This window comes from Neorhizobium sp. 05N33 (assembly GCF_056397445.1).
Genome location: NZ_JBFTNK010000002.1, coordinates 832,923 through 858,675, shown reverse-complemented (window position 1 = coordinate 858,675; position 25,753 = coordinate 832,923). Strand labels below are relative to the sequence as shown.

The following is a 25,753-nucleotide window of genomic DNA, read 5'->3' as shown; positions in this document are numbered from 1 at the left end:
TTGGGTGCGTCTGGGTCATGTGACCGCCTTTACTGACGCAGCGCTTGGAATACGGGACGAACCCCGCAAGTGCTCTAGAAGAGAAACACAATGAGCAAGCCAACATCCTCGGCGCCTTCCCAGCGCATGCTTCGCGTTGGCGAACAGGTCCGCGCCGCCATAACCCAGGTCCTGCAACGCGGCGAAGTGCGCGACGACCTCATCGAAAAGACCGTGATCTCGGTGTCCGAAGTGCGCATGTCGACAGACCTTAAGGTCGCCACGGCCTACGTGACACCCCTCGGCCTGCCGGATCATGCGGCAATCATCGAGGCGCTGAACCGCAACGCCAAATACATTCGCGGCCGTATCGGCGGTCAACTCCGGCAGATGAAATACATGCCGGAAGTCCGCTTCCGCGACGATACCAGCTTCGACAACTACAAGAAGATCGATGAGCTGCTGCGCTCGCCGGAGGTCCAGCGGGATCTCGATGGCGGCAGCGAAGACAAAGAATAGTCAAGAGAACGCATGTCCAAACCCCGCAAACCAAAGGGCCGCCCGATTTCCGGCTGGCTGATCCTCGACAAGCCGGTCGATTTCGGCTCGACCGAGGCCGTCTCCAAGATCAAGTGGCTGTTCAACGCCCAGAAGGCGGGACATGCCGGTACGCTCGATCCGCTCGCTTCCGGTATGCTGCCGATTGCGCTCGGCGATGCGACCAAGACCGTGCCTTACGTTATGGACGGACGCAAGATCTATGAATTCGCCGTCAGCTGGGGCGAAGAGCGTTCGACCGACGACCTCGAAGGCGAAGTCACAGCCGCTTCGGATATGCGTCCCGACGAACAGTCCATCCGCGATCTGCTGCCGAAATACACCGGCACGATCAGCCAGATCCCGCCACAGTTCTCGGCGATCAAGATTGCCGGCGAACGGGCCTATGACCTCGCTCGCGATGGCGAGACGGTCGATATCCCTTCCCGCGAAGTGGAGATCTTCCGGCTGACGCTGCTCGGCGTCACCGCGGACAAGGCGCATTTCGAGGTGGAATGCGGCAAGGGCACTTATGTGCGCGCGCTCGCCCGCGATTTCGGCCGCGATCTCGGCTGCTATGGTCACATTTCCGAACTGCGCCGCACCTTCGTCGCGCCGTTCGCCGAGGAAAAGATGGTGCCGCTCGCCGATCTCGTGGCGCTTGAGGAGATCGAGGACCGCGACGAACGCCTGGCGGCGCTCGATGAGTTCCTGATCGACACTGCCGAAGCGCTGTCCAGCCTGCCGCATCTGCCGGTCACCGACGATCAGGCGCACAGGCTGAAGATGGGCAATCCGGTCATTCTGCGCGGCCGCGATGCGCCGCTTGCGGAGGCCGAGGCCTACGCGACAGTGCGTGGCAAGCTGATCGCCATCGGCGAGATCGGCCAGGGCGAATTCCGGCCGAAGCGGGTGTTCGGCTGATCGGCGGACGCCTCTTCCAATTGCAACGTGAATGGTCTATAGGCAGCGCCAGCATCAGGAGCCTATAGGCATCCTACTGCATTCATGGCCGAAGCTGAACGACATCTCGGCTTCTGGCGTCTCGTTCTCCTCTTTACGAAAGGATCGTAAGATGTCGATCACTGCCGAGCGCAAGACTGCGCTGATCAAGGAATATGCAACCGTCGAAGGCGACACCGGTTCTCCGGAAATTCAGGTCGCAATCCTGACGGAACGCATCAACAACCTGACGGGTCACTTCAAGGATCACAAGAAGGACAACCACTCGCGTCGTGGCCTTCTGACCATGGTTTCCACCCGTCGCTCGCTTCTTGATTATCTCAAGAAGAAGGACGAGGCCCGTTACAGCAAGATCATTGCTGCTCTGGGTATTCGCCGCTAAAAATTTCCGGCGGGCGCTCTTGGAGCGCCTGCCGGTTCTTTATTCGGGCTAAGGTCCGATGAAATGTTTGCGCTACGCCCTAGTTCGCGTGGTGACTGCCCGCAGACCCGGATGGGCCGGATCTGCCAAACAAACCGTTGACCTGTCATGGGGCAGGATTGCCGGACGCTTTCGGCCAAAGCCCTCGGGGCTTTAGCCGCGGCTCCTTTTCCAGGATGCCGGTGATGCAAAGCCTCCCGTTGTCTTGCCCATGATGTGTCACATTGATTGCGGTCGACTGTACGCTACGCCCGATATCGGCGATGCGTGTGCTCCCGCATTGAAGGACAAGACATATGTTCAATACTCATTCCGTCGAAATCGAATGGGCCGGCCGCCCGCTGAGGCTGGAAACGGGCAAGATCGCCCGCCAGGCTGACGGCGCGGTTCTCGCAACCTACGGCGAGACCGTCGTTCTCGCGACCGTTGTTTCCGCCAAGTCTCCGAAGCCTGGCCAGGATTTCTTCCCGCTCACCGTCAACTACCAGGAAAAGACCTATGCCGCCGGCAAGATCCCGGGCGGCTATTTCAAGCGCGAAGGTCGTCCGTCGGAAAAGGAAACGCTGGTTTCCCGCCTGATCGACCGTCCGATCCGCCCGCTCTTCCCGGAAGGCTACAAGAACGATACCCAGGTCGTCGTTACCGTCGTACAGCACGACCTTGAGAACGATCCGGACGTCTTGTCGATGGTTGCGGCTTCCGCGGCGCTGACGCTCTCCGGCGTTCCCTTCATGGGCCCGGTCGGCGGCGCTCGCGTTGGTTACATCAACGGCGAATACGTTCTGAACCCGCATCTCGACGAGATGGACGAGTCGGTCCTCGATCTCGTCGTCGCCGGTACGGGCGATGCCGTCCTGATGGTTGAATCCGAAGCCAAGGAACTCAACGAAGACATCATGCTCGGCGCCGTCATGTTCGGCCATCGCGGTTTCCAGCCGGTCATCGACGCGATCATCAAACTCGCTGAAGTTGCCGCCAAGGAACCCCGCGAATTCGAACCGGAAGACCATTCCGCGCTCGAAGCCGAAATGCTTCAGCATTTCGAAGCCGAGCTTCGCGAAGGCTACAAGATCACCCAGAAGGCCGACCGTTACGCTGCCGTCGACGCCGTCAAGGCGAAGGTGAAGGCCCACTTCTTCCCCGAGGGCGTCGAGCCGAAATACAGCGCCGAAGTCATCGGCGCCGTCTTCAAGCACCTGCAGGCCAAGATCGTCCGCTGGAACATTCTCGACACCAAGAGCCGCATCGACGGCCGTGATCTCGAGACCGTCCGCCCGATCGTCTCGGAAGTCGGCATCCTGCCGCGCACCCACGGTTCGGCCCTCTTTACCCGCGGCGAGACCCAGGCGATCGTTGTCGCCACGCTCGGCACCGGCGAAGACGAGCAGTACGTCGACAGCCTGACGGGCATGTACAAGGAGCGCTTCCTGCTCCATTACAACTTCCCTCCCTACTCGGTTGGTGAAACCGGCCGCATGGGCTCCCCAGGCCGCCGCGAAATCGGCCATGGCAAGCTCGCATGGCGCGCCATTCGTCCGATGCTGCCGACTGTCGAGCAGTTCCCCTACACGCTGCGCGTCGTCTCCGAGATCACCGAGTCCAACGGCTCGTCTTCGATGGCGACCGTCTGCGGCACTTCGCTCGCACTGATGGACGCCGGCGTACCGCTGGCCAAGCCGGTTGCCGGTATCGCCATGGGCCTCATCCTCGAAGGTGAGCGTTTCGCGGTTCTCTCCGACATCCTCGGCGACGAAGACCACCTCGGCGACATGGACTTCAAGGTAGCGGGTACTGCCGACGGCATCACCTCGCTGCAGATGGACATCAAGATCGCCGGTATCACCGAAGAGATCATGAAGGTCGCGCTCAATCAGGCACAGGGCGGTCGCAAGCACATCCTCGGCGAAATGGCCAATGCCATCACCGAGAGCCGCGGCCAGCTCGGCGAATTCGCACCGCGCATCGAAGTAATGAACATCCCGGTCGACAAGATCCGTGAAGTCATCGGTTCGGGCGGCAAGGTCATCCGCGAAATCGTCGAAAAGACCGGCGCCAAGATCAACATCGAGGACGACGGCACCGTCAAGATCGCTTCGTCTTCCGGCAAGGAAATCGAAGCGGCCCGCAAGTGGATCCACTCGATCGTTGCCGAGCCGGAAGTTGGCGCTATCTACGAAGGCACGGTCGTCAAGACCGCCGACTTCGGTGCTTTCGTGAACTTCTTCGGCGCCCGCGACGGCCTCGTGCACATCTCGCAGCTTGCTTCCGAGCGTGTTGCCAAGACCCAGGACGTCGTCAAGGAAGGCGACAAGGTCTGGGTCAAGCTGATGGGCTTCGACGAGCGCGGCAAGGTTCGCCTGTCGATGAAGGTCGTCGACCAGGCCACCGGCCAGGAACTCAAGAAGGCTGAAGGCGAAGCCGCCGAATAAGGCCTTCGTCTTCCCGAGACATCGAGGCGCGGAAGCTCTTCCGCGCCTTTTGTTTATCTGCTGCCACGAGACGAACCCACGAGACTAGCCATGAGCCGAGACGCCTTGAAAACCCTGTTCCATCCCTTCGACACCGAGGCTGTTCCGATGCCCGGCGAAGGCGAGCGCGTGCTCTTCCTGGGCGCCGAGGCAGGCAATGCCTTGCCCGAGGGGTTTGCGGCGGAAATCACCGCGGTGCAGCCGTTCCGGCCGCTGTTCCGGGCTTTGCGCGACGGCGCCTTTCCCGAGGCCGAGGGCGACGGTTACGACTTTGGGCTGGTGCTTTGCGGCAAACATCGCGGCGAGAACGAGAACCGTGTCGCCGAGGCTCTCGAGCGTGTCAGAACGGGAGGCGTCATCATCGTCGCCGGCGGTAAGGAAGATGGCATCCAGCCGCTTCGCAACACGCTCCTGAAGCTTGGCATCGAACTCGATTACACCCCGAAATATCACGGCGTCGCCATATGGTTCGCCAGGCCCGCCAATGCCGACGCAGCGATCAAGGCGCTGAAGAAGTCGACCGTGGTGATCGACGCCCGGTTCGAGGCCGCACCCGGCATGTTCTCCCACGAGCGTGTGGATGCAGGCTCGGAACTGCTCGCAGGCCGCCTGCCGACCGATTTCGACGGCAATGCCGCCGACTTCGGCGCCGGCTGGGGTTATCTCTCGGTGATGCTGGCCGAAAAGTCGAAGCGGGTGAACCGCATCGATCTCTTCGAAGCCGATTACCAGGCGCTGGAATTTGCCAAGCGCAACATCGCGCGCAACTGCCCGGATCTCAATGCCCGTTTCTATTGGCAGGACCTCGGCGCCGAGCCGCCGAAGGAAAAATACGACCTCGTCATCATGAACCCGCCGTTCCACGAGGCGCAGGCGACGGACCCCGAACTCGGCAAGACGATGATCCGCACGGCCGCCGCGGCACTCAAGAACGGCGGCCGCCTGATGCTGGTCGCCAATCGCGGCCTGACCTACGAGCCGGTCCTGGCCGAAGGTTTCCGCGAAAGCGGCGAGACTTGCCGCAACGCCCGCTTTAAGGTTCTATGGGCGAAGAAGTAAGCCGATCCTAAGCCGCCTCGATATCCTTGCGAGCGGCGCTGGCCAGGAAGGCTGAGCGCGTCAGCCCGCGCTCTTTTGCGGCCGCGTCGATCGCGTCGAGCATGCCTTTTTCAAAAGTGACGTTGGCACGCACGACGCGTGTATCATCCTCGATGAAGGGAATACGCGCCAGGAACGCTCCCTTGGAGAGTTCTGCGCGAATCTCGCTATGGGACATTAGTTCTTCATAGGAGGAGGGAGCCGGTAGTGCGTCATCTTCCGCCCAGAGCCGAAGCGCTTCGATCGCATTCGCAGTCAGGTCATCCTCGATATCGGCCGCGGAAAAAACCGACGGTAGGTCGGGGAAGCTGATGCCGAAAGCGCTGTCGCTGTCTTTATGCACGAGCGCAATGAAATATTTCATCGGTCTACCTCAACCCACCCAGCCTGCTTGGCAATCGCAAGCGCGGTCCCAACAGGCAGGTCTTTCTTCGGGTGCGGAACGATGATGGTTTGCGCACCCTTGCGGAGCTTGTGGTGTGAGCCTTTTACGGAGATGAGTTCGTAACCGTCGCGTTTCAGCCTCGCGATGATCTTGTGACTGTTCCGCTCCACGGGCACACCCTTGCTATGCAAAGACCATAGTGCGATGGAGATGAAGGATCAAGATGCGCATGATAATGCGCATCCAATTACTCCGAATCCGCGTTCCGCAGCCGGTCGAGGCTCGGCAGCGACGTGATGTTGTAGCCGGCGTCCACATAGTGGATTTCGCCGGTCACGCCGCGGGAAAGGTCCGAGAGCAGGTAGAGGGCCGAGCCGCCGATATCCTCGATGGTGGCCGTGCGACGCAGGGGCGCGTTCTTCTGGTTCCAGGAATAGATCGCGCGCGCGTCGGAAATGCCCGCACCCGCAAGCGTGCGCACGGGGCCTGCCGAGATCGCGTTGACGCGGATGTCGCGTGGGCCGTAATCGGCGGCGAGATAGCGCACCGAGCTTTCCAGCGCCGCCTTTGCAACGCCCATGACGTTGTAGTTCGGGATGACCCGCATCGAACCGCCGTAGGTGAGCGTCAGGATCGTTCCGCCGTCGATCATCAGGTCCGCCGCCCGTTTGGAAATCTCGGTGAAGGAGAAGCAGGAAATCACCATGGTGCGGCTGAAATTCTCGCGCGTGGTGTCGGCGTAGAGGCCTTTCAGCTCGTTCTTGTCGGAAAAGCCGATGGCATGCACCAGGAAGTCGAGCTTGCCCCAGCGTTCCTTGATCGCCGCGAAGGTCGCGTCCACCGAGGCGATATCCTCGACATCGCAAGGCACCACGAAATCGGAATTGAGTTCGGCTGCGAGCGGCTTAACCCGCTTCCCGAGCGCTTCGCCCTGAAAGGTGAAGGCGAGTTCGGCGCCTTGCGCTGCGACGGCTTTCGAAATCCCCCAGGCGATGGAGTGATTATTGGCGACCCCCATGATCAGGCCGCGTTTCCCCTGCATGATTCCGGTCATGGATTTACCCGTTAAAGCGCTGGAAGACGAGCGTGGCGTTGGTGCCACCGAACCCGAAGGAATTGGAAAGAACCGTATCGATCTTGGCGTCGTCGATCCGCTTGCGGACGATCGGCACACCTTCGAATTCCGGGTCCAGGTTCTCGATATGGGCGCTTTCGCCGATGAAGCGTTCCTGCATCATCAAAAGGCCGTAGATCGATTCCTGCACGCCGGCACCGCCGAGCGAATGGCCGGTCAGCGACTTGGTCGACTGGATATGCGGGATCTTATCACCGAAGACCTGGCGGATTGCGCCGATCTCCTTGCTGTCCCCGACCGGCGTCGAGGTGCCGTGGGTGTTGATGTAGTCGATATCGCCTTTCACGGTCGCCAGCGCCTGGCGCATGCATCGCATCGCGCCTTCGCCCGAGGGGGCGACCATGTCGTAGCCATCCGACGTCGCGCCGTAGCCGACGATTTCCGCATAGATCTTGGCGCCGCGCGCTTTGGCATGCTCGAGTTCTTCGAGAACCAGCACGCCGGCGCCGCCGGCGATGACGAAACCGTCGCGGTCGACGTCATAGGCGCGGGAGGCCTTGTCGGGATTGTTATTGTACTTGGTGGACATGGCGCCCATGGCGTCGAACAGGTTCGACATCGTCCAGTCGAGGTCCTCGTGGCCACCGGCGAACATCACGTCCTGCTTGCCCCACTGGATCATCTCCGCAGCGTTGCCGATGCAGTGCGCGGATGTCGAGCAGGCGGACGAGATCGAATAGTTGACGCCGTGGATCTTGAACCAGGTGGCGAGCGTCGCGGATGCCGTGGAGGACATCGCCTTCGGCACGGCAAACGGGCCGATCCGCTTCGGACTGTTGTTCTTGAGCGTGATCTCGGCGGCTTCGATCAGCGTGCGCGTGGACGGGCCGCCGGAGCCCATGATGATGCCGGTGCGCTCGTTCTCGCCGATATCCTTGTCTTCGAGACCGGAATCGGCGATCGCCTGTTTCATGGCGACATGGTTCCAGGCGCCGCCCTGGCTGAGGAAGCGCATCGCGCGGCGGTCGACGAGATCGGTCGGGTCGAGCGTCGGCTTGCCCCAGACCTGGCACTTGAAGCCGTGCTCGGCGAAATCGGGAGAGAAGGAAATGCCGGACTTTGCCTGACGCAAGGATTCGGTGACTTCGGCGGCATCGCTCCCGATCGAGGATACGATACCGAGACCCGTTACAACTACCCGTCTCATCTCATCAAAACCTTTTCTGCTTGTTCTGCTTTGGCCGCCACGCAGGATCAGGCGGCCTTTTCCTTCGACAGGCCTACACGAAGGTCCGTCGCCTGGTAAATGGTTTCGCCATCCGCCTTCAGCCAGCCATCGGCGGTGCCGAGCACCAGGCGGCCGCGCATGACGCGCTTGAAGTCGATGCCATACTCAAGCAGCTTGGTATCCGGGCGTATCATGCCCTTGAACTTCACTTCGCCGGTCGACAGAGCCATGCCGCGTCCGGGTTCGCCGAGCCAGCCGAGGAAAAAGCCGGTCAACTGCCACATGCCGTCGAGACCGAGGCAGCCCGGCATGATGGGATTGCCTTCGAAATGGCAGGGAAAATACCAGTCGTCCGGTCGTACGTCGTACTCGGCGCGGAGATAACCCTTGTCGAAAGCTCCGCCTGTTTCCGAGATATCGGTGATGCGGTGGACCATCAACATCGGCGGCAGCGGAAGCTGCGCATTGCCTGGTCCGAACAGCTCACCATGGGCGCAAGAGAGAAGTTCTTCGTAAGAGAAGCTGGACTGCCTGGGTGCCATAAATTTCCGTTCCCCCCGTTGAACCTTAGACCTTTTGTTTCAGCAGCGTATTGCAAGATCGGTCGGAATTGAAGCGTAACGATGAACTTGCGCTCCGCCTGGGGATGGCAGCCGAGCCGCTGGAACATGCGTTTGTTCTGGTCCGCATATAGGAAGCTACAGGCGCAAACCAGAGGCTTGTAGCGAAATTGCGCGTTTTTGGCGCTCTCGCCGCAGGTATCCTCCGGAAACTATTGAAACTACCGTCCGTAAAAGTTATATCGGAAAGTCAAGATACCTGATATTGGCGTGAAACGGCAGGAGTTGACGGGTAATTATGGCAGAAGCCATTACGGACATCGAGACGAGACTGCGCCATTGCGGCCTGCGTCCGACGCGGCAGCGTATTGCGCTTGCCGACCTGTTGTTCGCCAAGGGTGACCGCCATCTGACCGTCGAGGAACTGCACGAGGAAGCCACCTTTGCCGGCGTTCCGGTTTCGCTCGCGACCGTCTACAATACCTTGCATCAGTTCACCGAAGCCGGTCTCATCCGCGTGCTCGCGGTTGAAAGCGCCAGGACCTATTTCGACACCAATATTTCCGATCACCATCACTTCTTCGTCGAGGGCCGCAATCAGGTGCTCGACATTCCGGTCAGCAATCTGCAGATCGACAACCTTCCGGAAGCTCCCGAAGGCATGGAAATCGCTCATGTGGATGTGATCATCCGTCTGCGCGAAAAGAAAAGCTGACGCCTCTCACGGCCTTTTCTTTCCTTTGATTGCTTCGTCCTGGTCCCGTCCGGGACGCGGCCTGTACCGTGGCAATGTCCAGCCATAGTGGATCGCGCCACCGCGCAGGCCGAAGGCGAGCGCCGCGCCCAGCCCCGAACTTGCATAGACCGGCAGGCCGAGTGCATTCGCCGCGGTAAACCCGCAGGCGCCCGCAAGGGCGGCGGTGATGTATATTTCCGGCCGAAGCAGAACCGAGGGTTCGTTGGCGAGAAGGTCGCGCAGGATGCCGCCGAAGGCGGCTGTCAACGCTCCGGTGACGATCGCGATCGTCGGCGATCCGGTGGCGGCGAGACCTTTTGCTGCACCGAGCACGCTATAGGCGGCAAGCCCGATCGCGTCGAGCCAGATCAGCAGGCGAAAGCGCCATTCCACCCGATGCGCGGTGCAGAACACGAAGGCGCCCGAGATGACGCAGATGAGAATATAGGTCGGGTCCAGCACCCAGAAGACCGGCGTGCGACCGAGGAGGATGTCCCTGAGCGTTCCCCCGCCGAGCCCGGTGACCGCCGCGAAAAACAGGAAGCCGACGAGGTCGAGCTGCTTTCGCGAAGCGGCAAGCGCGCCTGTCGCGGCAAAAAGCGCGATGCCGGCATAGTCGAGTATCGTCAGCAGGGACATGTCAGACCTTGTGATCCAGCGTCGCGCAAGTGCGGGCCGTTAGCATAACCGCCGATCGTTGCGTGCGTCATCCTTCGACGCACGCCGTGAACAGATGAATTTGCAGAGGTCCGCCAGTGAAAAAGCTCTTGATCATTGTCGTGCAGGCGCTCGTCCTGGTGTTTGCGCCAACACTTGCTTTTGCTCAGCAGCCGCAGCGTTTCAGCGATCCGGAAATCTACGAGAAGGACTACTTCCGCAAGGAGTGCAAGACCGTCGATTTCGGCCCGGCCTTCATCAAGCGCTTCGACATCAACAACGACGGCATGCTCGATCTCGTTTCCAACCAATCCGAAGTAACCTGCGACGGGGTCAGGGGGCCGCGCTGCGCCAGTGAAGGCTGCCGCTACAATTTTTATGTGCAGATCAAGGAAGGCGGCTACGTCATGGTCGCCACTGCCCAGCTTTATCACTACGATTTCGTTCAGTACTTCGGCAACATGGTCTTCGAGTTGACGATGCATCCCCGCTTCTGCGGTCGCACCGACGCCGCGCCCTGCGAAATGCGCGTCAGGGTACGCGGCCTTGACTTCAATATCCTGTCGAAAAAATAGAACGGCCCGGCAGGGGGCTTATTTCGGAAAGATCTCGCCGATCCGCCCGGTGAGATAATAGGCCGTCAGGCTCATCCACTCGCGGGCTGCAGTCGTCGTCAGCTGCGCATTCAGCGCCGGCTGGGTGAAATCCAGCGATAGGCGGACGATGCCGCTGGTGCGGTAATCGACCGGCCACGGCGTCACCTCTATGCCGGCCGCTCGGAACAGCCCCGTCGCGCGCGGCATATGGAAGGCAGAGGTGATCAGCAGGCAGCGTTCGAGCCCCTGAGCCTTCAGAAGCCCGGCCGAATTCACCGTGTTCTCATAGGTCGTGCGAGACGCATTCTCCTTCACCAGTCGATCGGCCGGGATGTCGAAGGCGGAGAAGAACCGTTCCGCAGCCTGCGCCTCTCCTTCGTAGGCGCCGCTGATGGAACCGTCGCCGCCGGAAATCAGGATGTGTGCTTGCGGATGATTACGGGCGAGCCGCAACGCCTCCACGAACCGGTCGGCGGCCTGATTGAGCTCGATGCCGCCGCGCACGGTCGTCACCTCGTTCTCGAGCACGCCGCCGAGCACGATCATGCAGGAAACCGACTGGGGTTCCTGCATCGGCTTTGGAATGCGGCCTTCCAGCGCCTGCAGCGCCACTGCGCCCGTCGTGGTAAAAAGCGTCACGAACAGCACCAGTGCGGTCAGCAGCGCAGCAAGGCCGCCAAGCCGGCGCCAGCCGACGGCGATGAGAACTGTGGCAAGGGCGGAGAGGAGAAAAGCAAGCGAGAGGGGCTGGGCGAAGACCCAGAAGAGTTTTGAAAGCAGGAACATCAAAAACTTTCGGAAAGATCAGGCACGGCGGCGGGCTGAGGCGATCGGCTGCTGGAAATGCAGGTGCAGCGGGCGCGGCAGAAGCGTCGTCGCCAATGCGACCGCGAGGGCCAGAACCGAAACGATCCAGAGCGCATGGCTGCCTGCATATTTCGTCAAAAAAGCGCCCGTCACCGCGCCGCATGCCATTCCGGTCCAAGGAACCGTCTGGATCAGCCAACCGGTCGGGTTGCGGTCGCCGATCAGCCAGCGGCCGATGCCGCGGCCAAAGCGGGAAAGCGCCCCCGTCACGTAGGTGAGGCCGATCGGCAGCCCTTCGATATGTTCGACCGTTGCGTTGATCATGCCCATCGACAACACGACCAGATAGAATTGCAGCCGAGGATACCCCCCCGCGTCGGGGACGGTCGAGGCGGCGGCAAGCAGGATGGAGACGCTTGCAAGCACCACGAATGTGCGGCGCGCCGACACCGTATAGGCAAGCACGATGCCAAGCGCGTTGCCGAGGATGAAGACCCAGAGCGCGATGAACAGGATGATCGCATGGCTATAGTCGCCGTCGGCGAAGGCGATGGCCGCGCGGGTCGTGTTGCCGGTCATGAAGGACACGAAGTCGCCCGAGAGCAACAGGCCCACCGCATCCGTCATGCCCGCCACGAAGGAAATGGCGGCAACCAGCGCAAGGCCTGTCACGGTCCGCCGCCTGCGGATGATGCGTCTTCGTCTTTCCCTGCTCATGGAGCCCCTTCTTCCGCGTAAATCTGCGCGAATCACGCCTTGAGGCGTTGATCTAGGACAATGTCGGATAAGTGGAGAAGAAATCGCAAATAGCGTCCCGAAGCGAGTCCTATCTCGGGTCCAACCAGGCATCGATACCCTTTGCCGCGGCCCGGCCCGTCGCAAGACACGCGGTCAGCAGGTAGCCACCCGTCGGGGCCTCCCAGTCGAGCATTTCCCCGGCGGCGAAAAGGCCCGGAAGCGGTTTCAGCATGTAGTTTTCGTCAAGGTCGCTCCAGGCGATGCCGCCGGCGGATGAGATCGCTTCCGCGATCGGTCGCGGGCGGACAACCGGGATCGGCAGAGACTTGATCAGCCTCGCCAGTTCCTCCGGGGACATGCGGTTGATATCGCCAACAAGCTCGCGAAGCAGAGCGCTCTTCACGCCCTCCAGCCCTGCTCCCTTGCGCAGGCGGTTGGAGAAACTCGCCTTGGCATCTTGCCGGGCAAGGTCGCGGCCAAGTCGCTCCAGCGTGCGGCCGGGTGCGAGGTCGACGGTCAATGTCGCCTGGCCTTGCACAAAAAGCCGGTCCCGAAGTGCTGCTGAATGGGCATAGACAAGGCTGCCTTCGATCCCCTGCCCGGAGATCACGAATTCGCCTTGGAATGTGCCGGCGTCGGAAGTGGTCGAAACGGATTTCAGCGGCTCGCCGGCGAAGCGCTCGCGAAACGCCTCGCTCCAGGCGACATCGAAACCGCAATTGGCCGGCTGCAGGCCGGCGACTTCAACGCCCTTGGCGCTCAGCCACGGCACCCAGGCGGCATCCGAGCCAAGCCGCGGCCAGCTGGCGCCGCCCAGTGCCACAAGAGCGGCATCCGGCTGGGCGGTAACCGGCCCTTCCGGCGTTTCGAACCGATAACTGTTTTCGGCAAACCCCACCCAGCGATGCCGCGTCCTGAGCGCCACGCCCTGCGCCTCCAGCCGCCGCAGCCAGGCGCGCAAGAGCGGCGAGGCCTTCATAACCGTCGGAAACACGCGGCCGGAGGTCCCCACGAAGGTTTCCGTGCCAAGCCCCAGCGCCCAGGCCCGAACGTCGCCCGGCGTGAATGCCTCGAGGGCAGGGCGCAGTCGAGCGGAGGCGCTTCCGAAACGCGCCGCGAACTTTAAAAAATCCTCCGCATGGGTGATGTTCAACCCGGATTTCCCGGCGAGCAGGAATTTCCGCCCGAAGGTCGGCATCGCCTCGTAGACGGTCACGGAATGGCCGGCGGCGGAGAGAACTTCCGCCGCCATCAGCGCTGTCGGGCCGCCGCCGATGATCGCGATCTGCTTTGTCATGCCTCCCGGTTAAGGCAGATCAGTCCGCTTTGCCATAGCCTCCGGCGGTCGGCGTCTGGACGGTCACCGCTTCGCCCGCCTCGATGATCGTCTGGGCGCAGCCCCCAAGCTCTTCGAGCGTGCCGCCGAGGCGCCGCACCGTCGTCTTGCCAAGCTCGCCGGTTTCGCCGCCCTCAAGCCCATGCGGCTTGATCGTCCGGTGCGAGGAAAGGATGGCACAATCCATTTTTTCGAGGAAGCGGATGGTGCGTTTCGTGCCGTTGCCGGCTGAGAACCTGCCCCTGCCGCCGGAATTGTCGCGGATGTGGAAATCTTCGAGCAGCACCGGATAACGGGTTTCCAGGATTTCCGGGTCGGTGAGACGGGAATTGGTCATGTGCACATGCACCGCGTCCGTGCCTTCGAAACCGGTCCCGTCGTTGAACACGCCGGCCGGCGAGCCGGAGCACAGCGTCTCGTAATATTGGTAGGTCGCATTGCCGAAGGTGAGGTTGTTCATCGAGCCCTGGCTTGCCGCCATCGCGCCGAGCGCGCCGAACAGCGCGTTGGTCACATGCTGGCTGGTCTCGACATTGCCGGCGACGACCGCTGCCGGATATTGCGGCTTCAGCATCGACCCTTCCGGCACGATGATCCGGATCGGCCGCAGGCATCCCGCGTTCATGGGAATGGAGCTTTCGACCATGACGCGGAAGACATAGAGCACCGCGGCCCGGGTGACCGGTTCCGGTGCATTGAAGTTGTTCTTCTTTTGCGGGCTCGTTCCGGTGAAATCGACAGTCGCCTCGCGCTTGGCCTTGTCGACGGTGATTTTCACCTGGATCACGCTGCCCTGGTCGGTCGGGTAGGTGAATTCAGAATCGCCAAGCTTTTCGATGACGCGGCGGACGCTCTCCTCCGCATTGTCCTGCACGTGGCCCATATAGGCCCGCACCACGTCCAGCCCGAACTGCGCGATCATCTTGCGCATTTCGTGCACGCCCTTTTCATTGGCGGCGATCTGGGCGCGAAGGTCCGCGACGTTCTGGGCGACGTTGCGGGCGGGGTAGGGGTGGTTGGAGAGGAGATCGGTGATGCCGGCCTCGTCGAACCGGCCGCGATCGACAAGCAGCACGTTGTCGAACAGCACGCCCTCCTCGTCGACAGTCGTCGCAAGCGGCGTCATCGAACCCGGCGCGGTGCCGCCGACATCCGCGTGGTGTCCGCGCGAGGCGACGTAGAACAGGATGTGTCTACCCTCGGAATCGAAGACCGGCGTAACGACGGTGATATCCGGCAGGTGCGTGCCGCCATTATAGGGCGCGTTCAACGCAAACACGTCGCCGGGGCGGATCCTGCCATGATTCTGAGCGATGACGCTTTCGACCGAGCGGTCCATCGAGCCGAGATGCACCGGCATATGCGGCGCGTTCGCCACCAGCGCGCCGTCCGCATCGAAGACGGCGCAGGAGAAGTCCAGCCGTTCCTTGATGTTGACCGACGAGGCGGTGTTCTGCAGCGTCACGCCCATCTGTTCGGCGATCGACATGAAAAGGTTGTTGAACACTTCGAGCAGCACCGGATCGGCCTGGGTGCCGACCGGCTTGGCGCGGGAGAGTTCCGCAACGCGCTTCAGAACGACGTGGTTCAACCTGGTGATCTCGAAAGCCCAGCCGTCTTCGACGACGATCGTCTGATGCGGCTCGACGATCAGGCACGGGCCGTTTGCGCGCGAGCCAGGCTTGATCTCGGCGCGCCGATAAACTGGCGCTTCGCGCCATGCACCGCCGGAGAAGAACTTTGTCTGTTCAGCCGCCGTTGGCGCGCTATCGTCCAATTCGAATTCCGGTTCGTCGGAATCGGCGCCGCCGCCGATCGCCTCGACCTCGTAGGCCTCGAAAATGATCTCTCGGTTTTCGAAGATGAAGCCGAACTGTTTCCTGTGCGCCGTCTCGAAGGCGACCGTCATGTCGGCAGCGTCGGTCACGGTTACAGGCAAAGTCGTATCCGTGCCCTGATAGCGCAGGTGCGCGCGGTGCAGAACCTCGGTTCCGGATGCGGTCACGCCCTGCGACGCCATTTCCTCCAGCACGCTGGCGGTCAGCTCGTCGCGGATGGGTCCGAGCGTCTCCAGGGCGGCCGCAAGCTCGTCCGATACCGTGCGCTGGCGTGTGGCCCGGATATCCGCAAGCCCCATGCCATAGGCCGACAGGATGCCCGAAAACGGATGGATCATCACGGTCGAAATACCGAGCGCATCCGCCGTCAGGCAGGCATGCTGGCCGCCGGCGCCGCCGAAGCAGGTCAGCACGTAATGGGTGACGTCGTAGCCGCGCTGGACGCTGATCTTCTTGACCGCATTCGCCATGTTCTCGACGGCGATCGCCAGAAAGCCATCAGCCACTTCTTCCGGCGAACGGCCGTCGCCGATCACCTTGGCCATATCCTCGAAGGCGGAGCGCACGGCATCCGCATCGAGCGGCTGGTCGCGGTTGGGTCCGAAGATCGCCGGAAACAGCTTTGGGGACAGCTTGCCGAGCATGACGTTGGCGTCTGTAACGGTCAGAGGTCCACCGCGGCGATAGGCCTTCGGGCCAGGATTGGCGCCGGCCGAATCCGGGCCGACGCGAAAACGGCCATTCTCGAAATGCAGGATCGAACCGCCGCCGGCGGCAACGGTATGGATCGACATCATCGGCGCGCGCATGCGAACGCCCGCGACTTCGGTTTCGAACGAGCGTTCCAGCTCGCCGTCATAGTGTGACACGTCGGTCGACGTACCGCCCATGTCGAAGCCGATCATCCGGTTGAAGCCGGCCAGCCGCGAGGTCTCGACCGCGCCGACCACGCCGCCGGCGGGGCCGGAGAGAATCGCATCCTTGCCCTGGAATAGCCGCGCCGCAGTCAATCCGCCGGACGACTGCATGAACATCAGCTGCGCACCTTGCTTGTCGGCGACGTCGAGCCCGGTGCCAAGTTCACCGGCAACCTGTTCCACATAGCGACGCAGGATCGGCGAGAGATAGGCGTCGACCACGGTCGTGTCGCCGCGCCCGACCAGCTTGATCAGCGGCGAAACCTCGTGACTGACGGAAACCTGCGTGAAGCCGATCTCGCGGGCAATCCCTGCCACAAGCTGTTCGTGGGCCGGATACCGATAGGCGTGCATCAGGACGATCGCGACGGCGCGGAAGCCGGCGTCATACTGCTCCTGCAGCTGCGCGCGGATCGTTGCGGCATCCGGTGCAGCTTCGATCGTGCCGTCGGCGCGGACGCGTTCATCCACCTCGACCACGTGCTTGTAGAGCAGTTCGGGCTTGATGATCTTCTTGGCGAAGATGTCGGCGCGGGCCTGATAGCCGATCGCCAGCGCATCGCGGAAGCCGCGGGTCGTCACCAGCAGCGTGCGCTCGCCCTTGCGCTCCAACAGTGCATTGGTGGCGACTGTCGTGCCCATCTTTACCGCGCCGATGGCATCGGCGGGTATGGCAGTGCCGGCCGGCACGCCCAGGAGTTCGCGAATCCCTTGTACGGCCGCATCACGATAGGCTTCCGGATTTTCGGACAGGACTTTATGGGCGACAAGCGATCCGTCCGGCTTCCGGCCGACGATGTCGGTGAACGTGCCGCCGCGATCGATCCAGAAATCCCACTTAGCTTCGGTCATGTTCCGCCCTCAAATCAAACTCGATAGGCAATAACGAAAACATTTCGTCGATAAAACGTCAATGATTAGTTGACAGGAAAATGCACATTGAAGCATCATGCTCGCTGAACGGGCAGGAAGCCGCCAAGAGCTCCACCCGGATAACCGGCAACCGAGGGGAGCCGACCATGCCGTTTTTCATATCCTGTTACGGGAGGCCGATCCATGTCCTCCGTTGATCCGCATCATAGCATTCTTCCGGAATTCCTTCGACGAGCGCTGGACGGCCTGTATCTCGCCGCTGGGTATCTGGGAGGCGTATTTCTCGTGGCGACGTTCGCAATCATGCTGTCCCTGTCGGCCGGCCGGCCGCTGGGCGTCGATATTCCCGCCGGTGACGACTTTACCGCCTGGTGCATGGCAGCAACGGCCTTTCTGCCGTTAGCTCATACCTTCCGGTCCGCCGAACTCATCCGCATGGGGTTGCTGATCGACAGGATCGGCGGAGCGCCTCGGCGGGCGCTTGAAATCGGCTGCACAGTTGTTGCGACTTTGGCTGTCGGTTATTTCGCTTGGTATGCCGTGGACATGACATCGACCTCGTGGAAATTCAACGACGTCTCGCAGGGGGTCGTACCGGTTCCGCTCTGGATTCCCCAGATCGGCATGTCTCTTGGTCTGGTCATCCTGGAAATCGCCTTCGTTGACGAACTTCTCCACCTCCTGTTCGGTGGTATGCCACGTTACGAGAAGCCGGTGCCGAAGACCAAGGAAGAGATCATCGAGCGCGTCATGGAAAGTGGAGTCTGAAGATGGATACCACTTTCCTGGTCGAGATTTCAGGTCTCATTCTCGGCGCGATGCTCATCCTCCTTATGGGCGGAGTGTGGATTGGCATCGCGTTGCTGATATGCGGCTTCATTGCGATGCAGTTCGCCCCGGCCGGCATCCAGATCGGCGCCGCCATGGCCACCAATGCCTGGAGCGGCAGCGCATCCTGGAGCCTCGCAGCCTTGCCCCTGTTCATCTGGATGGGAGAAATCCTCTACAGGACGCGGCTCTCGGACGAGATGTTTCGTGGCCTGTCGCCTTGGCTGAATTGGCTGCCGGGACGTCTCGTCCACGTCAACGTGCTTGGCTGCGGGCTTTTTGGCGCGGTCTCAGGCTCGTCCGCAGCAACGACCGCAATGGTGGCGAAAATCACCTTGCCCGAACTCAAGAAGCGGGGCTACGACGAAAACATCAGCCTGGGATCGCTCGCCGGCGCGGGCACGCTTGGTTTTCTGGTGCCGCCGTCCATTCCAATGATCGTCTATGCTGTCGCAGCGAATGTTTCGATCATCCAGATGTTCATGGCGGGTCTCATTCCGGCCGTCATCGTCATGATCCTGTACATGGGTGCGATCGTCGTTTGGTCGCTGATGAACCCGGACAAGAGCCCCGCTCCTGCCCCGAAGACGTCTTTTCCGACCAAGCTGAAGGAGACGTTGAACCTCATCCCCCTGGCGTTGCTGATTCTCACGGTTTTTTCTGCCCTGATGCTCGGATGGGCGACGGCGACCGAATGCGCGGCATGGGGCGTCCTGGGCGCCCTCGTCATCGCTGCATCGCAGAGGGCTCTTACCTGGAGGAGTTTCATCGACAGCGTGTTGGGCGCCACCCGCATGACGTCGATGGTCATGCTGATCCTCACAGGAGCCGGCTATATGTCGATTGCCATGGGATATACGGGCATTCCCAACGCTCTTGCGGCATGGGTCGACAGTTTCCAGCTTAGCCCCTATGCGCTGATTGCCGTTCTGACGCTTATGTATGTGCTGCTCGGTTGCGCCATCGACGGCCTGTCCATGATCGTGCTGACCACGGTCGTGGTGCTGCCGATGATCCAGCAGGCCGGTTTCGACCTGATCTGGTTCGGCATCTTCCTGGTGTTGATGGTCGAGATGGCGCAGATCACGCCACCGGTCGGCTTCAACCTCTTCGTCCTCCAGACGATGAGCGGGCGCGACAGCCTGACGGTTGCGCGCGCCGCACTGCCATTCTTCTTCCTGCTTCTGGCGACCGTCGCCATCCTCACGATCTTCCCGGATATCGTGATGTTTCTGCCGAAAATGGCTTTCCCGGGATAACTAGAGAGAAAAGGGAACTGAAATGAGGAAATTGCTCTCCAATCTGGTTCGCCCGGGCATTGCAGTGGCGGCCTTGCTGGCAGCCTCCGGTGCGGCGCTCGCCCAGACGGCCTGGGTCCTGCCGTCCGCCTATCCGCCGGCGAACTACCATGTCGAGAACCTGATGCAGTTCGCCAAGGACGTCGAAACGGCCTCCGGCGGCAAGTTGAAAATCACCGTTCATCCGAACGCTTCGCTCTTCAAGGCGCCGGATATCAAGCGGGCTGTCCAGACCGGTCAGGCCCAGGCCGGCGAAGTGCTGATCTCGCTGCACGAGAACGAAAATCCGGTCTTCGGCATCGACGTCGTGCCGTTCCTGGCAACCAGCTTCGACGCATCGAAGAAGCTCTATGCCGCCTCGAAGCCGGCGGTTGAAAAGGCGCTCGACGCCCAGGGTCTCAAGCTGCTCTATGCAACGCCATGGCCACCCCAGGGCATCTTCACCAAGAAGGATGTCAACAGCACGACGGATCTCAAGGGCCTGAAATGGCGCGCCTATAACGTCGGTACGTCGCGCATCGCCGATCTCGTCGGCGCCCAGCCGGTGACCGTCCAGGCAGCCGAACTGCCGCAGGCTCTCGCAACCGGCGTCGTCGACGGCCTGATGACCTCGAGCGCCACCGGCGTCGATAGCAAGATCTGGGAATCGCTGAACCACTATTACGATACCCAGGCCTGGATCCCGAAGAACGTCATCTTCGTCAACAAGGCCGCCTTCGCAGCACTCGATCCGGCCGTCCAGAAGGCCGTCACCGATGCCGCGGCTGCCGCCGAAGCTCGCGGCTGGGCGCTCGGTGCCGAAAAGACCGCCGCCTACATGGAAACCCTCAGGAAGAACGGCATGAAGGTTCTTGAACCGAGTGCCGACCTGAAAAAGGGCCTGGCCGATGTCGGCTCCAAGCTGACCGAGGACTGGTCGAAGAAGGCCGGCGCTGATGGCGCCGCCATTCTGGACGCCTACAAGAAGATGTGATTTGAGGGGCGCCGCAGGCACCCGTCTGCGGCGCGCTCGTCCCGGGAGGAGAAATCATGGTATCGGAAAAGAGTGAATTCGGCCCGATCGTATCCTCCGGGCACCTGGCGAGCGGCGCATTGCCGGCGCTGTCGGAAATCGAGTTCGGCATGATCATGCTGAACCACGCCTTCAGCCGCTGGATGGTGCGCTGCATGTCGGCAGCCGGCGTACCGGATCTGTCGCCGATCGATATCCTCGTGCTGCACAACATCAACAGCCGCAACAAGGCAAAGACGCTCGCCGATATCGCGCTCGTCCTCAACATCGAGGACACGCATGTGGTGACTTACGCGCTGAAGAAACTGGAACGCCTGAAGCTGATCAAATCCGGCCGCCGCGGCAAGGAAAAGCTGGTCATGGTGACGGATGCGGGCGCCGAAGCCTGCAGGCGTTATGCGACGGTGCGCGAGGAACTGCTGGTCAAGTCGGTGCTTGCGACCGAGGTATCGGGCGAAACCCTGTCGGCCATGGCAGCCCGCCTGCGCGCGCTGTCTGGGCATTACGACCAGGCCGCCCGCGCGGCGGCTTCGCTTTAGGAAAACAGCGCATCCATCAGCGGATGAGCGGGATCCTCCATGCCGTCGAGGATGGTGAAATGATGCCTGTCCGGCTCCTCGACGGCTTCGGTTTCAGCGCCCAGTCCCTTCCAGATGCTGGAAAGCAGTGCGTTCTGGCGGACGAATTCCGCGCGCTCGCCGGCTCCGACCCAGCAGGTCACCCGAGCACCTGCAAGCGGCTCCAGCAGGGCCGGGCTTTCCGATTGCGCTTCCTCGGCGTCGATACGCTGTTTTTCGTTCATCTTCGTTTTCATGATCGGCCGCAGGTCGTGCACACCGGACAGTGAAACCGTATTGGCGATGCGGCTGCGCACTGCTTCCGGCAGCGGTGAGGTGGCTGAGATCATCCGCGTCACCAGATGCCCGCCCGCCGAATGGCCGATCAGCCGGATCGGTCCCGCCACGTCCTTTGCGGCAGCTTCGATCGCCTTGCCGATTTCCACAGTGATGCCGGAAATGCGGTTTTCCGGGGCCAATGTGTACATCGGCATGGCGACGGCATATCCGCGCTCCACCGAACCCCTGGCAAACTGCGACCAATAACTGTTGTCGAGCCCGATCCAGAAGCCCCCGTGGACAAAAACCACGAGGCCGGCCGGTTCGGTTTCGGGCAGAAAAAGGTCGAAGCGGTTGCGCGGTCTTTCGCCATAGGAAAGACCGAGCTTGGCGCGGCCGGCTGCGAAAAGCGTCTCGCGAAAAAGTCGTGCCGGCTCTACCCATGCTGCCGGCCAACGGTCGCCCTGGGGAATGTTGATGCCGTTCGCATAGGCATTGTCCCAGTCGCTGATCCGATGACGCATCTTCACTTTCCCTTCGATCCGCTTGATTTCGAACGCCATACTGTCACCGCATCAGCCCGCTTGGAAGCCCGTCGCAGCTTCAAAAAGCGTCGGAGGAAAATTATTACAAACTTAAAATTTCTCTCTTGCAACCGAGGGAAAGCAGTGCTTTGCTGGGCGAAAGGCAAAAAGCCGCTATATAAAAAACGCTTGGGAACGAAAATATGCTGGGACCGTCAGGCCATCTGGATACGTTTGCCCGCGACAATCTTCCGCCGCCGGATCAGTGGCCGGAAATCAGGCTTGATGGCTTTGATTATCCGGAATGGATGAATGCGGGCGTCGAACTCACCGACCGCATGGTTGAGCGCGGCTTCGGCGACAATACTGCGCTCATTGGCAACGGCCGCCGCCGCACCTACAAGGAATTGTCTGACTGGACGAACCGCATCGCGCGTGCGCTGACCGAGGATTACGGCCTGAAGCCCGGCAACCGGGTGTTGATCCGCTCCGCCAACAACCCGGCCATGGTCGCCTGCTGGCTGGCCGCGACCAAGGCCGGCGCGGTCGTCGTCAACACCATGCCGATGCTGCGCTCCGGCGAGCTCGCCAAGATCATCGACAAAGCGGAAATTTCGATCGCGCTCTGCGATACGCGGCTGATGGACGAACTGGTCGCCTGCGCCAAGGAAAGCCGGTTCCTGAAACAGGTGATCGGCTTCGACGGCACCGCCAATCATGACGCCGAGCTCGATCGGGCGGCGCTGAACAAGCCGGTGCGTTTCGAAGCGGTGAAAACCGGCCGCGACGACGTCGCCCTGCTCGGCTTCACGTCCGGTTCCACTGGCGTGCCGAAGGCGACCATGCATTTCCACCGCGATATCCTGATCATCGCCGACGCCTATGCGAAGGAAGTGCTGGACGTGACGCCGGACGACGTGTTCGTCGGTTCACCGCCGCTCGCCTTCACCTTCGGGCTCGGTGGCCTCGCGGTCTTCCCCTTACGTTTCGGCGCGGCCGCGACCCTTCTGGAACAGGCAACGCCGGCCAAGATGATCGAGATCATCGAGACCTATAAGGCGACGATCAGCTTCACCGCGCCGACCGCATACCGCGCCATGCTGGCGGCGATGGATGCCGGCGCCGATCTCTCGTCGCTGCGCATCGCCGTTTCCGCCGGCGAGACCTTGCCCGGTCCGGTCTTCGACGAGTGGGTCAAGAAGACCGGCAAGCCGATCCTCGACGGCATCGGCGCCACGGAGATGCTGCATATCTTCATCTCCAACCGGCTCGGCGATTCCAGGCCCGCCTGCACCGGCAAGCCGCTTACCGGCTACGAGGCGATCGTCGTCGACGACGACATGAATGAGGTGCCGCGCGGCACGATCGGGAAGCTGGCGGTCAAGGGGCCGATCGGTTGCCGTTACCTCGCCGACGACCGCCAGGAAGACTACGTCAAGGACGGCTGGAACCTGACCGGCGACAGTTTCGTCGAGGACGAGGACGGTTATTTCCACTTCGCCGCCCGCTCCGACGACATGATCGTCTCGGCCGGCTACAATATCGCCGGTCCCGAGGTCGAGGCGGCCCTCCTCAAGCACGAGGCGGTGCTCGAATGCGCCGTGATCGGCGTGTCGGACGAGGCGCGCGGCACGATCGTCGAGGCGCATGTGGTTCTGGCGAAGGGCGCCGAACCAGGCGAACTGATGGTCAAGCTTCTGCAGGATCATGTGAAGGCGGTCATCGCGCCTTACAAATATCCGCGTTCGATCGTGTTCACCGAGGCCCTGCCGAAGACGGAATCCGGCAAGATCCAGCGCTTCCGCCTGAAGCAGAAGCCCTCGGCTTAACCATGGCGATTGGCGGTTGAATTTCGCCTGACATGTAGAGTGGAAGTTTCCACGCAAATGTGGAAGACAAAGAAGACCCGGCGGATGTCCAAGTCCGTCGAAGGCATCGGGAACAACACAAAAACAAACGGGAGTTCGTCACATGAAGAAAATGCTTGCTGCTGCCACTTTGGCGCTGAGCATGAGCACCACCGGCATGGCTTTCGCCGAGCCGCTGAAGATCGGCATGATCACCACGCTTTCGGGCGGTGGCGCCGGCCTCGGCATCGATACGCGCGACGGCTTCATGCTGGCAATCAAGAACGCCGGCAACAAGGACATCACAGTCGTTACCGAAGACGATGCGCAGAAGCCGGAACTGGCCGTGCAGATCGCCGACAAGATGATCCAGAGCGACAAGGTCGATATCCTGACCGGCATCGTCTGGTCGAACCTGCTGATGGCCGTTGCCCCGAGTGCGGTGGCACAGGGCAAGTTCTACGTGTCGACCAATGCGGCGCCTGCAGCGCTTGCCGGCGCCAACTGCAACAAGCTCTATTTCAACGCCGCCTACCAGAACGACAACCTTCATGAAGCCATGGGCGAATATGCCAACAAGGGCTACAAGAAGATGTTCATCCTCGCCCCGAACTATCCGGCCGGCAAGGATTCGCTGACCGGTTTCAAGCGTTATTACAAGGGTCAGCTCGCAGCCGAGGTCTACACCCAGGTCGGCCAGACCGACTATGCTGCCGAAATCGCCCAGATGCGCGCCTCCGGCGCCGACGGCATCTTCGTCTTCCTCCCAGGCGGCATGGGCATCGCCTTCATGAAGCAGTTCGCCCAGTCGGGCGTCAAAATCCCGGTCATGGGCCCGGGCTTCTCCTTCAGCCAGGACGTGTTGCCGGCAATCGGCGATGCGGCGGTCGGCGCCAAGGCGTCCGGCCAGTGGGCCCCGGACTTCGACAACGCTGCGAGCAAGAAGTTCCTGGCGGATTTCCAGAAGGAATATAACCGCCTGCCGTCCATCTATGCCGTCCAGGCCTATGACGCAGCCCAGCTCATCGTTGCCGCAGCGTCCAAGGCCAGCGTCAAGAATGCCGATGCGTTCGGCGCCGAACTGAAGAAGGCCGACATCCAGTCCCCACGTGGAAAATTCAAGTTCAACACCAACCAGCATCCGATCCAGGACATCTACCTGACGGAAGTGGTGAAGCAGAACGGCGTTATCACCAATAAGACGGTGGAGAAGATCTTCGCCGATCACGGCGATGCCTATGCCAAAGACTGCAAGATCTAAGGTCATCCCGTGACTTTGGCACTTGCTCTCGAGCAGTTGCTCAACGGCCTGCAGCTCGGCGTCATGTTGTTTCTCATGGCAGCCGGGCTGACGCTGATCTTCGGCGTCATGGGCCTGATCAACCTCGCTCACGGCTCGCTCTACATGGTCGGCGCATTCGCCTGCGCCACCGTGGCGGCGTGGACCGGCTCGTTCTGGATCGGATTGATCGCCAGCCTCGCCGCGGCCGCCGCCGCCGGCGCGATCGTCGAACTCGTGGTAATCCGCAGGCTCTACGATCGCGATCACCTCGACCAGGTGCTCGCCACCTTCGCGCTGATCCTGATGTTTTCGGAAGGCACACGCTGGCTGTTCGGCTCCTTCCCGCTCTATCTCGATATCCCACCGCTTCTGCAGGGCGCCGTCGCGTTGCCGGGCGGCACGGAATATCCGGTCTACCGTCTGGCGATCATCCTCGCCGGCGCGATCGTCGCGTTCGGCCTCTATCTGCTGATCTCCCGGACCCGCCTCGGCATGCGCATCCGCGCCGGCGAAAGCGACCGCGAGATGATCGGTGCTTTAGGCGTCGATATCCGCACGCTCTATACGGTCGTCTTCGCGCTCGGCGCGGCACTCGCTGGTTTTGCCGGCGCCATGGTCGGGGCACTGCAGTCGGTGCAGGTCGGCATGGGCGAGCCGGTGCTGATCCTCGCCTTCGTGGTCATCGTCATCGGCGGCATCGGCTCGATCAAGGGCGCGCTTCTCGGTGCGCTGCTGGTCGGGGTTACCGATACGATGGGGCGTTTCCTGTTGCCGAAGATCCTGGCGCTGTTCGTCGCCCCGGCCCAGGCCGGCATGATCGGCGGCGCTGCGGCCTCGATGCTGATCTATATCGTCATGGCGGTCATTCTTGCGGTCAAACCGCGCGGCCTCTTCCCCGCGGCGCATGCGTGAGG

At 61.7% G+C, this 25,753-nt stretch carries 25 protein-coding genes; 14 read left to right on the top strand and 11 right to left on the bottom strand.

The window, feature by feature from the left end:
- Nucleotides 1–90 precede the first annotated feature (90 nt).
- The 5 genes from rbfA (at nt 91) to AC1DLT_RS08635 (ending at nt 5,427) form a co-directional block, all read left to right on the top strand.
- The gene (gene rbfA, locus AC1DLT_RS08655) at nt 91–498 is read left to right on the top strand and encodes a 30S ribosome-binding factor RbfA (RefSeq protein ID WP_477486470.1); all 408 of its coding nucleotides are present in this window, start codon (nt 91–93) and stop codon (nt 496–498) included.
- Between the two features lie 12 nt (nt 499–510).
- Nucleotides 511–1,440, top strand: coding sequence for a tRNA pseudouridine(55) synthase TruB (gene truB, locus AC1DLT_RS08650; RefSeq protein WP_038547697.1), 930 nt, complete (start codon nt 511–513; stop codon nt 1,438–1,440).
- Between the two features lie 151 nt (nt 1,441–1,591).
- A complete protein-coding gene (gene rpsO, locus AC1DLT_RS08645; protein ID WP_038547700.1) occupies nt 1,592–1,861 on the top strand; it encodes a 30S ribosomal protein S15 in 270 nt (89 codons plus the stop codon).
- A gap of 335 nt (nt 1,862–2,196) precedes the next feature.
- Nucleotides 2,197–4,329, top strand: coding sequence for a polyribonucleotide nucleotidyltransferase (gene pnp, locus AC1DLT_RS08640; protein ID WP_477486469.1), 2,133 nt, complete (start codon nt 2,197–2,199; stop codon nt 4,327–4,329).
- Nucleotides 4,330–4,419: 90 nt separating this feature from the next.
- On the top strand, nt 4,420–5,427 hold the full coding sequence (locus AC1DLT_RS08635; protein WP_477486468.1) for a class I SAM-dependent methyltransferase: 1,008 nt from the start codon (nt 4,420–4,422) through the stop codon (nt 5,425–5,427).
- A 7-nt stretch (nt 5,428–5,434) separates the two neighbouring features.
- On the opposite strand, the gene AC1DLT_RS08630 is transcribed toward AC1DLT_RS08635, so the two are convergent.
- The 5 genes from AC1DLT_RS08630 to fabA form a co-directional block, all read right to left on the bottom strand.
- Nucleotides 5,435–5,830 (bottom strand): type II toxin-antitoxin system HicB family antitoxin, encoded by a 396-nt coding sequence (locus AC1DLT_RS08630; protein WP_247135960.1) that lies wholly within the window; start codon nt 5,828–5,830, stop codon nt 5,435–5,437.
- Nucleotides 5,827–6,021: a type II toxin-antitoxin system HicA family toxin gene (locus AC1DLT_RS08625; RefSeq protein ID WP_247135959.1), complete on the bottom strand. Its 195-nt coding sequence runs from the start codon at nt 6,019–6,021 to the stop codon at nt 5,827–5,829. Before AC1DLT_RS08625 ends, AC1DLT_RS08630 begins: the two co-directional genes overlap by 4 nt.
- A gap of 77 nt (nt 6,022–6,098) precedes the next feature.
- Nucleotides 6,099–6,905, bottom strand: a complete 807-nt coding sequence (gene fabI, locus AC1DLT_RS08620; RefSeq protein ID WP_038547712.1) for an enoyl-ACP reductase FabI — start codon at nt 6,903–6,905, stop codon at nt 6,099–6,101.
- 4 nt (nt 6,906–6,909) lie between these two features.
- Complete coding sequence (gene fabB / locus AC1DLT_RS08615; protein ID WP_247031890.1) at nt 6,910–8,133, bottom strand: beta-ketoacyl-ACP synthase I; 1,224 nt, start codon at nt 8,131–8,133, stop codon at nt 6,910–6,912.
- 47 nt (nt 8,134–8,180) lie between these two features.
- Entirely contained in the window at nt 8,181–8,696 is a 516-nt protein-coding gene (gene fabA, locus AC1DLT_RS08610; RefSeq protein ID WP_038547719.1) for a 3-hydroxyacyl-[acyl-carrier-protein] dehydratase FabA, read from the bottom strand.
- Between the two features lie 316 nt (nt 8,697–9,012).
- Between fabA and irrA the strand changes: the two genes are divergently transcribed.
- Complete coding sequence (gene irrA / locus AC1DLT_RS08605) at nt 9,013–9,429, top strand: iron response transcriptional regulator IrrA (RefSeq protein WP_038547722.1); 417 nt, start codon at nt 9,013–9,015, stop codon at nt 9,427–9,429.
- Between the two features lie 6 nt (nt 9,430–9,435).
- Here the strand turns inward: irrA and AC1DLT_RS08600 are convergent, their stop codons facing one another.
- Complete coding sequence (locus AC1DLT_RS08600) at nt 9,436–10,089, bottom strand: trimeric intracellular cation channel family protein (protein ID WP_247135958.1); 654 nt, start codon at nt 10,087–10,089, stop codon at nt 9,436–9,438.
- A gap of 116 nt (nt 10,090–10,205) precedes the next feature.
- Here AC1DLT_RS08600 and AC1DLT_RS08595 point away from each other — a divergent pair, with 116 nt between their 5' ends.
- The gene (locus AC1DLT_RS08595; RefSeq protein ID WP_247135957.1) at nt 10,206–10,682 is read left to right on the top strand and encodes a hypothetical protein; all 477 of its coding nucleotides are present in this window, start codon (nt 10,206–10,208) and stop codon (nt 10,680–10,682) included.
- 18 nt (nt 10,683–10,700) lie between these two features.
- Here the strand turns inward: AC1DLT_RS08595 and AC1DLT_RS08590 are convergent, their stop codons facing one another.
- The 4 genes from AC1DLT_RS08590 to AC1DLT_RS08575 all read right to left on the bottom strand — a co-directional run bounded on the left by AC1DLT_RS08590 (nt 10,701) and on the right by AC1DLT_RS08575 (nt 17,191).
- A complete protein-coding gene (locus tag AC1DLT_RS08590; protein WP_477486467.1) occupies nt 10,701–11,489 on the bottom strand; it encodes a YdcF family protein in 789 nt (262 codons plus the stop codon).
- 18 nt (nt 11,490–11,507) lie between these two features.
- Nucleotides 11,508–12,227 (bottom strand): YoaK family protein, encoded by a 720-nt coding sequence (locus tag AC1DLT_RS08585; RefSeq protein ID WP_038547731.1) that lies wholly within the window; start codon nt 12,225–12,227, stop codon nt 11,508–11,510.
- A gap of 109 nt (nt 12,228–12,336) precedes the next feature.
- Nucleotides 12,337–13,545 (bottom strand): TIGR03862 family flavoprotein, encoded by a 1,209-nt coding sequence (locus tag AC1DLT_RS08580; RefSeq protein ID WP_477486466.1) that lies wholly within the window; start codon nt 13,543–13,545, stop codon nt 12,337–12,339.
- A 19-nt stretch (nt 13,546–13,564) separates the two neighbouring features.
- On the bottom strand, nt 13,565–17,191 hold the full coding sequence (locus AC1DLT_RS08575) for a hydantoinase B/oxoprolinase family protein (protein WP_477486465.1): 3,627 nt from the start codon (nt 17,189–17,191) through the stop codon (nt 13,565–13,567).
- A gap of 204 nt (nt 17,192–17,395) precedes the next feature.
- Here AC1DLT_RS08575 and AC1DLT_RS08570 point away from each other — a divergent pair, with 204 nt between their 5' ends.
- The 4 genes from AC1DLT_RS08570 to AC1DLT_RS08555 are packed head-to-tail and all read left to right on the top strand — an operon-like array spanning nt 17,396 to nt 20,889.
- Entirely contained in the window at nt 17,396–17,980 is a 585-nt protein-coding gene (locus AC1DLT_RS08570) for a TRAP transporter small permease (protein ID WP_477486464.1), read from the top strand.
- A gap of 2 nt (nt 17,981–17,982) precedes the next feature.
- Nucleotides 17,983–19,299, top strand: coding sequence for a TRAP transporter large permease (locus AC1DLT_RS08565; protein WP_038547739.1), 1,317 nt, complete (start codon nt 17,983–17,985; stop codon nt 19,297–19,299).
- Between the two features lie 31 nt (nt 19,300–19,330).
- A complete protein-coding gene (locus AC1DLT_RS08560) occupies nt 19,331–20,311 on the top strand; it encodes a TRAP transporter substrate-binding protein (protein ID WP_408962357.1) in 981 nt (326 codons plus the stop codon).
- Between the two features lie 56 nt (nt 20,312–20,367).
- Complete coding sequence (locus tag AC1DLT_RS08555; protein ID WP_477486463.1) at nt 20,368–20,889, top strand: winged helix DNA-binding protein; 522 nt, start codon at nt 20,368–20,370, stop codon at nt 20,887–20,889.
- Here AC1DLT_RS08555 and AC1DLT_RS08550 read toward each other — a convergent pair.
- Nucleotides 20,886–21,749 carry an alpha/beta hydrolase gene (locus AC1DLT_RS08550; RefSeq protein ID WP_477486462.1) on the bottom strand — a complete coding sequence of 288 codons (864 nt, stop codon included), beginning with the start codon at nt 21,747–21,749 and terminating at the stop codon, nt 20,886–20,888. The two genes, AC1DLT_RS08555 and AC1DLT_RS08550, sit on opposite strands and share 4 nt — an antisense overlap.
- A 164-nt stretch (nt 21,750–21,913) precedes the next feature.
- Between AC1DLT_RS08550 and AC1DLT_RS08545 the strand changes: the two genes are divergently transcribed.
- From AC1DLT_RS08545 to AC1DLT_RS08535, 3 genes are all read left to right on the top strand, one after another.
- Nucleotides 21,914–23,539, top strand: a complete 1,626-nt coding sequence (locus AC1DLT_RS08545) for an AMP-binding protein (protein WP_477486461.1) — start codon at nt 21,914–21,916, stop codon at nt 23,537–23,539.
- A gap of 142 nt (nt 23,540–23,681) precedes the next feature.
- Nucleotides 23,682–24,818 (top strand): ABC transporter substrate-binding protein, encoded by a 1,137-nt coding sequence (locus AC1DLT_RS08540; RefSeq protein WP_038547751.1) that lies wholly within the window; start codon nt 23,682–23,684, stop codon nt 24,816–24,818.
- 9 nt (nt 24,819–24,827) lie between these two features.
- Nucleotides 24,828–25,751 (top strand): branched-chain amino acid ABC transporter permease, encoded by a 924-nt coding sequence (locus AC1DLT_RS08535; protein ID WP_247031908.1) that lies wholly within the window; start codon nt 24,828–24,830, stop codon nt 25,749–25,751.
- The last annotated feature ends 2 nt before the right edge of the window (nt 25,752–25,753 follow it).